The organism is Paenibacillus uliginis N3/975, from assembly GCF_900177425.1.
Lineage (GTDB): Bacteria > Bacillota > Bacilli > Paenibacillales > Paenibacillaceae > Paenibacillus_AQ > Paenibacillus_AQ uliginis.
The window spans coordinates 6,159,469-6,169,947 of record NZ_LT840184.1 but is presented as its reverse complement, the minus strand read 5'-3'; the positions used below and the strand labels follow the sequence as shown (position 1 = coordinate 6,169,947).

Genomic DNA, 10,479 nt, shown 5'->3' with positions numbered 1-10,479 from the left:
TCAGGGGTAGGGGAGCGTTGTATGTAGGTTGAAGGTGTACCGTAAGGAGCGCTGGACAGCATACAAGTGAGAATGCCGGTATGAGTAACGAAAAGATCAGTGAGAATCTGATCCGCCGAAAGCCCAAGGTTTCCTGAGGAAGGTTCGTCCGCTCAGGGTAAGTCGGGACCTAAGGTGAGGCCGAAAGGCGTAATCGAAGGACAACAGGTTGAAATTCCTGTACCACCGTAAACCGTTATGAACGATGGGGTGACGCAGGAGGGTAGTGACGCGGACTGATGGATGTCCGTCCAAGCAGTGAGGCTGATGTGTAGGCAAATCCGCACATCGTTAAGGCTGGGCTGTGATGGGGAGTGAAAATTATAGTAGCGAAGGTCATGATCTCACACTGCCAAGAAAAGCCTCTAGTCAGGTGAAGGTGCCCGTACCGCAAACCGACACAGGTAGGCGAGAAGAGAATTCTAAGGCGCGCGGAAGAACTCTCGTTAAGGAACTCGGCAAAATGACCCCGTAACTTCGGGAGAAGGGGTGCCCCGGTAGTGTGAATAGCACGAGGGGGCCGCAGTGAAAAGGCCCAAGCGACTGTTTAACAAAAACACAGGTCTGTGCGAAGCCGTAAGGCGAAGTATACGGGCTGACGCCTGCCCGGTGCTGGAAGGTTAAGGGGAGTGGTTAGGAGTAATCCGAAGCTGTGAACCGAAGCCCCAGTAAACGGCGGCCGTAACTATAACGGTCCTAAGGTAGCGAAATTCCTTGTCAGGTAAATTCTGACCCGCACGAATGGCGTAACGATTTGGGCGCTGTCTCAACGAGAGATCCGGTGAAATTTTAATACCTGTGAAGATGCAGGTTACCCGCGACAAGACGGAAAGACCCCATGGAGCTTTACTGCAGCTTGATATTGGATTTGGGTACGATCTGTACAGGATAGGTGGGAGCCTAGGAAACGGGAGCGCAAGCTTCTGTGGAGGCGCCGTTGGGATACCACCCTGATCGTATCTAGGTTCTAACCTAGTACCGTAAACCGGTGCGGGGACAGTGTCTGGTGGGCAGTTTGACTGGGGCGGTCGCCTCCTAAAGAGTAACGGAGGCGCCCCAAGGTTCCCTCAGAATGGTTGGAAATCATTCGAAGAGTGCAAAGGCATAAGGGAGCTTGACTGCGAGACCTACAAGTCGAGCAGGGACGAAAGTCGGGCTTAGTGATCCGGTGGTACCGCATGGAAGGGCCATCGCTCAACGGATAAAAGCTACCCTGGGGATAACAGGCTTATCTCCCCCAAGAGTCCACATCGACGGGGAGGTTTGGCACCTCGATGTCGGCTCATCGCATCCTGGGGCTGAAGTAGGTCCCAAGGGTTGGGCTGTTCGCCCATTAAAGCGGTACGCGAGCTGGGTTCAGAACGTCGTGAGACAGTTCGGTCCCTATCTGTCGTGGGCGTAGGAAATTTGAGAGGAGCTGTCCTTAGTACGAGAGGACCGGGATGGACGTACCGCTGGTGCACCAGTTGTTCCGCCAGGAGCATGGCTGGGTAGCTACGTACGGAAGGGATAAGCGCTGAAAGCATCTAAGCGTGAAGCCCCCCTCAAGATGAGATTTCCCAACTAGTAAGACCCCTTGAAGACGACGAGGTAGATAGGTTGGAGGTGGAAGTGCAGCAATGCATGGAGCTGACCAATACTAATCGGTCGAGGGCTTATCCTAAAAGTTTCACGAAGTGAAGCTACTTCGTAAGCATATGCAATATTCGCAAATGATGTTTCGTATCTAGTTTTCAGGGAGTCAATCTCTGTAACTTACAATAAGGTTATGATGGAGAGATACCCAAGTGGCTATAAGGGGACCCTCTGCTAAGGGGTTAGACTGCGTAAGTGGTGCGAGGGTTCGAATCCCTCTCTCTCCGCCATTAATATAACCTGAATGTATCCTGTATTGATATGGCGGTGTAGCTCAGCTGGCTAGAGCGTACGGTTCATACCCGTGAGGTCGGGGGTTCGATCCCCTCCGCCGCTACCATACATACCTGGAGGCTTAGCTCAGCTGGGAGAGCATCTGCCTTACAAGCAGAGGGTCGGGGGTTCGAACCCCTCAGCCTCCACCATTGATTTTTAGAATTGAATACGCCGGTGTAGCTCAACTGGTAGAGCAACTGACTTGTAATCAGTAGGTTGGGGGTTCAAGTCCTCTCGCCGGCACCAGTTATTTTAAATGCGGAACTGTGGTGTAGAGGCCTAACATGCCTGCCTGTCACGCAGGAGATCGCGGGTTCGAATCCCGTCAGTTCCGCCATTTATTATATTCAATGGTTGGATTCATGTGCGAAGTTAAATCGCTTCACACTGTTTTTTTGTAAAAACTTAATATGGCTCGGTAGCTCAGTCGGTAGAGCAGAGGACTGAAAATCCTCGTGTCGGCGGTTCGATTCCGTCCCGAGCCACCTTTAATCCTGGAGGATTAGCGAAGTGGCCAAACGCATCAGACTGTAAATCTGCTCCCGTACGGGTTCGGTGGTTCGAATCCATCATCCTCCACCAGTTTTAAGAGCCATTAGCTCAGTTGGTAGAGCACCTGACTTTTAATCAGGGTGTCGAAGGTTCGAGTCCTTCATGGCTCATCACAGAAGTCGTCAACAATGTTGACGGCTTTTTTGTTGCATTTCAGTTGTCTGCGGTAGATATGTTAAAATAATAAGAAAATGACAAAGTGGTGGAGTCATCAATGGCGGAGATGGAGCAAATACTTCTGAACTTGAAGAGCGCGTTAGGGATTCCTATGGCGCTCAAATCGTTGAATGAACAAGAGACCAGAATGATGATGGAATCTTTGAAGCAGTCCAGCCTTCAAGAACAGGCATCAGACGGAAAGTCTCATAGCGTATCGCGAATGAAGAATCGTAATAAAGAACTGATTGATGCAGGAGCTGTGTATTATTCGGGTCAGGGTGAAGTATGGTTTAAAATCCCTGCTCATAATGAATTGCCTGTAGTGATTACAGCACCGGCTGCAATGGTGACGGAGTCCGAAGTGAAGCTGATTGGACTGCTGTTGTCCAGTATAGCGGATAGTGCCTCCTCTGTTAAAGGTCCACGGAACGATGTCAAAGCAGAAGAAGAGCGGAATGCCCAATTGATGGGCGTATGGCTGAACGCATGTGTAGACGCAGGGGAATATCAAGTTGGGCTGCCAGAGGAATTTTCCGAAAAAGTGGCTATGTTCGATGAAATGATTCCTTTTCTGCTTGCTAATGAAAGTGAGCATCCGGCAAACACCACCTTTAAATCGCTGCAAAGGCTGCTTCGCAGCTATTTTGGCGGAGAGATTGTATTGGTTCCGCTGAAGGAGAAGGAGTGGCTTGTCCTTGCCGATCCTCAGCTATTGGACGGTCTGACGGATGAGAAGGATGATGCCACAGGCGAAGGGGATCAGGATTTGCTTTCCCTCTTTTGCATGGGATTGTATGAACTGGTTTCGAACGAATGGGTGGGGGACTTTCATATTGCCGCCATTCCGGCTGTGAAAGTGCAGCAAGATCTTCCGGATGGTCTAAGACAGTTGCGTGAAACGATGATTATCGGACGAACCTTTCAGGTCAAGGAGCATATTCATTTATCGACGGGTCTTCATTTGGAGCGCCTGTTGTTCAGTATTCCGGAACCGCAGCGAAGTCGGTTTTTAGAGGAGTATGCCAGCCATCATACGGATGTGTTTGAAGATACGGAAACTTTGTCTACACTGGAAAGTTTTTTTGATTTGGACTGCAATGTGAGTGAGACGGCCAAGCGGCTTTATATTCATCGGAATACACTTTTGTACCGTCTGGATAAGATTAAGCAGGAGACGGGCCTAGATGTCCGGAGCTTCGGTGATGCGGTTTTGGTGAAAATTACGCTCCTATTGTATAAAGTAACGAAAAGGAAATAAGTTTTTTGTGCAGATTGTGTATAGCCAGTAAGATGCCTATGGGGTAATATATAGACTATAAAATGTATTCGATTTCATAACACTTAATATGAGGGGGCAAAAAGCATGGCAGGCGTACGTTTAGAGCACATTTACAAGAAATATGCAGGATCCGATAAGGCAACAGTAATCGATGTTAACCTCGATATTAAAGATAAAGAGTTTCTGGTTTTGGTAGGACCTTCCGGTTGCGGTAAATCCACAACTTTGCGGATGATCGCTGGACTCGAAGAAATTTCCGAAGGTAAACTCTACATTGGTGACCGTGTAGTTAACGATGTAGCTCCTAAAGACCGTGACATCGCGATGGTATTCCAATCCTACGCCTTGTATCCGCACATGAATGTGTATCAGAACATGGCCTTTGGCTTGAAGCTTCGTAAAGTTAAGAAAGACGAGATCGACAAGCGTGTACGTGAAGCAGCAAAAATTTTGGATATTGGGCATTTGCTGGAGCGTAAGCCAAAAGCTCTCTCCGGTGGTCAGCGTCAGCGTGTTGCCTTGGGCCGTGCGATTGTCCGTGATCCGCAAGTCTTCTTGATGGATGAGCCGCTTTCCAACTTGGACGCTAAATTGCGTGGTCAGATGCGTGCTGAAATTACAAAGCTGGTTAAACGTCTCGAAACCACTTGTATCTATGTAACGCATGACCAGACGGAAGCTATGACGATGGGTGATCGTATCGTAGTTATGCAGGACGGTATTATTCAGCAGGCTGATTCTCCGGAGCAACTGTACAACAGTCCAAGTAACTTGTTTGTTGCCGGCTTTATTGGTTCCCCGACAATGAACTTCATCAACGGTAAATTGTCCGAGCAAAACGGCGAAGTGTACTTCACAGCTGAAGGTTTGAACGTACAAGTACCAGGTGGTAAAGCACAGCTTCTGAAGAACAAATCCATGATCGGGAAAGAAGTGATTATGGGACTTCGTCCAGAAGATATTCATGAAGAGCCAGTGTTCTTGGAAGCTTCTCCAAACACAATCTTCAGCGCAAAAGTTGACGTTACAGAGAACTTGGGTCACGAAATGCTCTTGTACCTGAGTGGCTTGGGTACTGAAACGGTTATCGGCCGTGTAGACGGACGTTCCACGACTCGTGAAAGTGATAACGTTAAATTGGCAATCGACATGAACAAAGTTCATATCTTTGATAAAGAGTCCGAACTGAACGTTTTGTTGGGAGACTAATTCTCCGACAGTCGGCTTTCCACGAAAAACCGCCCTGTGGGGCGGTTTTTTTTAGATATAAGGTAAGATTTAGAGATAGTCGCAGAAGATTACCGGACACATATTTGGAGTTTTCTGAGATGATAGGGAGCACCCAGTAAGATTGCAATTAGTGCTAATTTCCTTTAAGATATCAGGAAGTAAGGCTTACATAGCTGTTAGTCTAGTGGACAGATGAATATTCAATCTGTGTGTTATTTGCTGGTTTTTCTTAATTACAAACGATAACATTTGTGAGCGGGCCAGCTGTCTGGGCCGCGTTATGATTTTCAACATACGGACGAAAAGGGGTAAGACCATGGCCAAAAAAGTGAAAGTGTCTGAGCTGGTTCAGCAGTTCCAGCTGGAGGTCATCTCAGGTGAAGAAGGCTTGAAACGTCAAATTACAACGGACGATCTCAACCGTCCAGGCTTGGAAATGGCGGGTTATTTTGAATATCATCCACGGGATCGAGTTCAGCTGCTGGGCCGGACCGAATTAGCTTTTTTTGCAATGCTGAAGCCTGAGGAGCGCAGAGAGCGTATGCGCAGTCTTTGCACGGATGAGACACCTTGCATTGTCGTTACACGTTCATTGGAAGTTCCTGAAGAGTTGGTGGAAGTTAGCAATGAAAAAGGTCTGTCTGTGCTGCGAAGCAGCATGGCGACAACAATTTTGACAAGCCGGATCACCAGCTTTTTGGAGCGCAAACTTGCTCCAACGACAACCATCCACGGGGTACTGTGTGATGTCTATGGTGTGGGTATGCTCATTACCGGAACAAGTGGTATCGGTAAGAGTGAAACTGCGCTGGAGCTTGTGAAACGGGGTCACCGTCTGATTGCAGATGATGCGGTAGAAATCCGCCAAACGTCGGACTTTCAGCTGCATGGTACAGCACCGGAATTAATCCGTCACTTGCTGGAGATTCGCGGGGTTGGCATCATTAACGTAATGACACTGTTTGGTGCGGGTGCGGTCCGGAATAACAAACGGATTACGCTCGTTGTACGTCTTGAAGCATGGCAGCAGGACAAACAGTATGACCGTCTGGGATTGGATGAAGAGACAACGCGCATTATTGATACAGACGTGCCGCTGGTTACGATTCCGGTTCGCCCAGGGCGAAACCTGGCCGTTATCATCGAGGTAGCCGGGATGAACTACCGGTTGAAACAGATGGGTCTGAATGCAGCGCTGCAGTTTACGAACAAACTAACGGCAACTATTGCCGATGATATGGATGATTTGGACTAGGGGGGAATTTAATGTCAACATTGCTGATCGATCCGATTGCTTTTTCCATTGGATCGCTGCGCGTCCACTGGTATGGAATCATTTTGGGTTTGGGCGCTTTGGCAGGGCTGCTACTTGTTATCCGTGAAGGGAAACGCTTTGGCATTCCTCAGGAGTTCTTCATGGATCTGTTGCTTTTAGGCGTGCCTTCAGCCATTATTGGAGCAAGAATTTATTATGTTGCCTTCAAATGGGAAGATTATAAAGATAACTTTCTCGATGTATTCAAAATATGGAACGGCGGTATAGCCATTTACGGCGCCCTGATCGGCGCTATCATATGTGCAATTATTTATGTTCGTTATAAAGGTTATAAATTTTGGCGGATTGCCGACATGTGTGCACCCGCGCTGCTTTTGGGTCAGATGATTGGACGTTGGGGTAACTTTGTCAATCAGGAAGCCTACGGCGGTCCAGTAGAAGCGTCTTTTCTTCGGGATAAACTTCATCTACCGGACTTTATCGTGAATCAAATGAATGTGGAAGGTGTGTTTCATCATCCGACCTTCCTATATGAATCAATGTGGAATTTCGTAGGGATTCTTCTGTTACTCGTGCTTCGCAGACAGAAGTTCCTGCGTATGGGTGAGCTGTTTATTGGATATTTCATCTGGTACTCCATCGGACGATTCTTTATCGAGGCAGTTCGTACAGATAGTTTGGCATTTCAAGGACCTTCGGGCCTGGAATCCTTCATCAACACTCTGTGGAGTCCGATGACCTGGATGGGCTTCGAGCAGGGTTACTTAGATCCAGCGTACGGAAACATCCGTATCTCACAACTGCTGCCAATAATTATAGTTGTTTCCGGAATTATACTGATTATTGTTCGACGGGTAACTGGGAGAGCGAATGAACGTTATCTGGACCCGATCGTCTGCACCAAACCAGGAGTAGCTCCAACACCGGAAGCAGCTCTGAACCGTAAACAACAGCAAGTCAGCAAACCGAAGCCAGCACAAGCACCATCGCCTAATCCGTCGTCTGTTCAAGACACGAGCGTACTGGATTCGGCCGATAAAGCAGGACCGGATGACTCCCCTCAGGATGAGAGCCAACGCTCCAAGGGAGAGGCGGAGGACAAAAAGGAGTAGGACAGCATGATAGAAACTGTACTGTTTGATCTGGATGGAACCATTATAGATACGAATGAATTAATTATATCCTCGTTTATGCATGTATTTGAAAAGGGGCCGAAAGGGCCTCTGACGAGGGAAGGCATAATCTCGCATATGGGTACGACATTGGAATATCAGCTTCAAGCCTTTTCCGGACTTGATGATGTGAGCCAGCTGGTCCCTCTTTACCGTACATACAATCAGCAGCATCATGATGAGATGGTTCGTCCGTTCCCTCATGTGAATGAGGTGGTGGAATGGCTGCATGGTCAAGGGGTATCCATGGGTATTGTTACAACAAAAATTCGTCCATCGACACTAATGACATTGGAAAAGTTCAATTTGGAAAAATATATGTCCGTCGTGGTCACAGTTAACGATGTGGAGAACCCGAAACCGCATCCGGAACCCGTACTGACGGCCGTGAAGAGTCTTGGCTGCAATCCGGAGACTACCTTGATGGTAGGCGACAGTTCTGTAGACATCCAGTCCGCGAAGGCAGCTGGAGTACAAGCTGCTGGAGTAGCTTGGTCACTGAAAGGTGAGCAGATGTTAAGGGATTACGGTGCGGATTATATTTTAAAAGACATGCGGGACATATATACAATCGTAGGACAGAAACAGGAATAGGAGCCAAGGTGTAATGGCTAGAAAGGTAACCCGCCACCCTGTGGAGGGGCATAACGCGTTGTGGCATATATACCGCACAGTGAGTCCGTTCAAGGGAGTCAAAAACTTTATTTTCGTTCAATTGGCCCGCTACTGTCCTGTGCTCCCGATGAAAAATTGGATTTACCGGAACGTGCTCGGGATGAAAGTTGGCAAGCATACAGCTTTTGGATTAATGGTCATGGTGGATGTATTTTTCCCGGAAAAGATAACGGTTGGCGAGAACTCTGTCATCGGTTATAACACGACAATCCTCGCTCATGAATACCTCATTCGGGAATACCGGCTTGGCGAAGTTATTATTGGTGAAAATGTATTAATTGGTGCCAATACGACGATTTTACCTGGGGTTACGATTGGTGACGGCGCTGTGGTTGCAGCTGGTGCGGTGGTACACAAGGATGTGGCTCCGGGCGCTTTTGTGGGCGGTAATCCGCTGCGCGAACTCCGCCGGACAACACCGGAAGAGGAGTCAATTTGAGCCAAAATGCTGCCTCGGGTTCCAAAATAGCTGTTTTTGTTGTAAAATGAATAGGGTAAACAACACGAGAACAATAAATGAATGGTCCCCCAGGTAAACAGCCTTGTGGGGCTTTTTCCTTGACATGAAGTGTGAGTTTCATCTATCTCTAGTATTACTGGAAATAGCAAACAGCCGCCCCTACGCTCTGTTGTCTCTAAGCCAAGCTGAGCGTTTTTTATTTTGCCACTTTGGGTTTCTGTTTCTACTCTATTTTTCAAAGGGGAATTAAAGACATGGAAGCTACTCAAATCAAGAAAGAACGGCTGCCGCAGTTAGACATCTATCGGGCATTGGCCATTCTGGGCGTACTGCATGTGCATGCGACCTCATTTGCGACCGTGGATGCGATCGACTCTCGCTTCTACTATATTATTAACTTTCTGAATATATTTTTTAAGTACGGGACGCCATCGTTTATCTTTCTAAGCAGTTTTGTCCTGTTCTACAATTATTATGACCGTCCATTGACCAAGAGTCTGATCACCAATTTCTATAAAAGACGGCTGTTGTACATTCTACTGCCTTATCTGCTTATTTCGATAGGTTATTTTTTCGTCAGACTGTATCAAAATGGTCTTCTGAACAGCTCGCTGGATCTCGGTGCGCAGCTTCCGGTGTTTTTTGAACGACTGGCCAAGGGTCAGAACTACACGCACTTATACTTTGTGTTTATCAGTCTGCAGTTCTACATTCTGTTCCCGTTATTCCTGAAGCTGTTTAAATCGTCGAAATTTCTTGTACGCTGGGCGGTGCCGATCGGGTTCCTGCTTCAGTGGGGTTTTATCGTATGGAATAAGTACGAGCTGCATTACTCAACGAAAGGCAGTCTTGCGATTTCCTATTTGGCTTACTACATGCTGGGTGCTTATCTGGCGATCAATTACGATAAGTATAAAGTATGGTTAACCTCGACATGGAAGAAACAGACCTCTCGTCAAAAGCGTGCTACGATTGCTCTTTGGGGCGGATGGCTGTTGATGGCGTTGACACATGTGCAGATTTGGTACAACACGCGACTGCTTGGAGCAAAGTACGACTCGTTATGGTATGAATTTCTATGGAACATGCATACGGTCTTCTCAGCAATAGTTCTCATGCAGGCTGCCAACTGGCTGTATCAAAGCGGTTGGAAAAAGATCATTGCTGTCTTGACGCGGATAGGTGAACTTTCCTTTGCCATTTATCTGGTACATCCGTTGTGGCTTGCGTTCTATCGTCTATATGACTTCAATTTGAATCCGGTAACCGATGATTACCTGATGTGGATCTATGGTGGTATGGTGTCAGCACTTATTGTGAGTGCATTGGTCGTTCAGTTCATTTTGAGACGCATTCCAGGTTCATGGGTTCTGCTTGGTAGTGTGCCGCGTTCCCTGAAGCCGAAGGCGCCTTCGAAACCAGAGCGTCAGAAGCAGGAGTCTGTGGCAGGAGACAGCAAGAAATCGGTTGATTTGTAAGGATCGCAAACTTGATGTCCCTTGTTTATCGCAATCATAACTTTATATAATTTTAGGCTATCAGCCAGCTTGAAGCCGTCCGGTAATCGGACGGCTTTTTTGTATTGTTGAATCATTATATATTCCACTTGTTAGACGAAGGTAGGTTATAATGACAGAATAAACATATTGGATTGACGATGAGGCAAGATCTATGGTAATATAGCCAATATTCTTTACTTTGGTAGTATGGTAGCACTTTAATATAA

Annotated in this window: 7 protein-coding genes, 8 tRNA genes and 2 other annotated features; all 15 genes read left to right on the top strand. The window is 47.3% G+C overall.

Going from position 1 to position 10,479, the window contains the following annotated elements; all coding sequences use genetic code 11:
- Positions 1–80: 80 nt before the first annotated feature.
- Positions 81–828 (top strand) — a sequence feature (23S ribosomal RNA rRNA prediction is too short).
- A 1-nt stretch (position 829) separates the two neighbouring features.
- Positions 830–1,690 (top strand) — a sequence feature (23S ribosomal RNA rRNA prediction is too short).
- A gap of 122 nt (positions 1,691–1,812) precedes the next feature.
- The 15 genes from B9N86_RS28675 to B9N86_RS28605 all read left to right on the top strand — a co-directional run bounded on the left by B9N86_RS28675 (position 1,813) and on the right by B9N86_RS28605 (position 10,231).
- Positions 1,813–1,904 (top strand) — tRNA-Ser (locus B9N86_RS28675).
- Positions 1,905–1,937: 33 nt separating this feature from the next.
- Positions 1,938–2,014, top strand: a tRNA-Met gene (locus tag B9N86_RS28670).
- 9 nt (positions 2,015–2,023) lie between these two features.
- Positions 2,024–2,099: transfer RNA gene (locus B9N86_RS28665), tRNA-Val, on the top strand.
- Between the two features lie 21 nt (positions 2,100–2,120).
- A tRNA-Thr gene (locus B9N86_RS28660) sits at positions 2,121–2,196 on the top strand.
- 14 nt (positions 2,197–2,210) lie between these two features.
- Positions 2,211–2,287, top strand: a tRNA-Asp gene (locus B9N86_RS28655).
- Positions 2,288–2,362: 75 nt separating this feature from the next.
- Positions 2,363–2,435, top strand: a tRNA-Phe gene (locus B9N86_RS28650).
- 11 nt (positions 2,436–2,446) lie between these two features.
- Positions 2,447–2,532 (top strand) — tRNA-Tyr (locus B9N86_RS28645).
- Positions 2,533–2,539: 7 nt separating this feature from the next.
- A tRNA-Lys gene (locus B9N86_RS28640) sits at positions 2,540–2,612 on the top strand.
- A gap of 104 nt (positions 2,613–2,716) precedes the next feature.
- Positions 2,717–3,919, top strand: a complete 1,203-nt coding sequence (locus tag B9N86_RS28635) for a PucR family transcriptional regulator (protein ID WP_208916600.1) — start codon at positions 2,717–2,719, stop codon at positions 3,917–3,919.
- A gap of 105 nt (positions 3,920–4,024) precedes the next feature.
- Positions 4,025–5,149, top strand: a complete 1,125-nt coding sequence (locus B9N86_RS28630) for an ABC transporter ATP-binding protein (protein ID WP_208916598.1) — start codon at positions 4,025–4,027, stop codon at positions 5,147–5,149.
- Between the two features lie 337 nt (positions 5,150–5,486).
- Positions 5,487–6,425, top strand: coding sequence for an HPr(Ser) kinase/phosphatase (hprK, locus tag B9N86_RS28625; RefSeq protein WP_208916596.1), 939 nt, complete (start codon positions 5,487–5,489; stop codon positions 6,423–6,425).
- A gap of 11 nt (positions 6,426–6,436) precedes the next feature.
- Positions 6,437–7,558 carry a prolipoprotein diacylglyceryl transferase gene (gene lgt / locus B9N86_RS28620; protein ID WP_208916594.1) on the top strand — a complete coding sequence of 374 codons (1,122 nt, stop codon included), beginning with the start codon at positions 6,437–6,439 and terminating at the stop codon, positions 7,556–7,558.
- Positions 7,559–7,564: 6 nt separating this feature from the next.
- On the top strand, positions 7,565–8,212 hold the full coding sequence (gene ppaX, locus B9N86_RS28615) for a pyrophosphatase PpaX (protein ID WP_208916592.1): 648 nt from the start codon (positions 7,565–7,567) through the stop codon (positions 8,210–8,212).
- A 13-nt stretch (positions 8,213–8,225) separates the two neighbouring features.
- Positions 8,226–8,732: an acyltransferase gene (locus B9N86_RS28610; RefSeq protein WP_208916590.1), complete on the top strand. Its 507-nt coding sequence runs from the start codon at positions 8,226–8,228 to the stop codon at positions 8,730–8,732.
- Between the two features lie 275 nt (positions 8,733–9,007).
- Entirely contained in the window at positions 9,008–10,231 is a 1,224-nt protein-coding gene (locus B9N86_RS28605) for an acyltransferase (RefSeq protein WP_208916588.1), read from the top strand.
- Positions 10,232–10,479: the final 248 nt, after the last annotated feature.

What these genes read in the sequence shown, in the direction of transcription:
- hprK (WP_208916596.1), top strand. Translation starts at nt 5,487, where the DNA reads ATGGCCAAAAAAGTGAAAGTGTCTGAGCTGGTTCAGCAGTTCCAGCTG.
- ppaX (WP_208916592.1), top strand. Translation starts at nt 7,565, where the DNA reads ATGATAGAAACTGTACTGTTTGATCTGGATGGAACCATTATAGATACG.
- B9N86_RS28610 (WP_208916590.1), top strand. Translation starts at nt 8,226, where the DNA reads ATGGCTAGAAAGGTAACCCGCCACCCTGTGGAGGGGCATAACGCGTTG.
- B9N86_RS28630 (WP_208916598.1), top strand. Translation starts at nt 4,025, where the DNA reads ATGGCAGGCGTACGTTTAGAGCACATTTACAAGAAATATGCAGGATCC.
- lgt (WP_208916594.1), top strand. Translation starts at nt 6,437, where the DNA reads ATGTCAACATTGCTGATCGATCCGATTGCTTTTTCCATTGGATCGCTG.
- B9N86_RS28635 (WP_208916600.1), top strand. Translation starts at nt 2,717, where the DNA reads ATGGCGGAGATGGAGCAAATACTTCTGAACTTGAAGAGCGCGTTAGGG.
- B9N86_RS28605 (WP_208916588.1), top strand. Translation starts at nt 9,008, where the DNA reads ATGGAAGCTACTCAAATCAAGAAAGAACGGCTGCCGCAGTTAGACATC.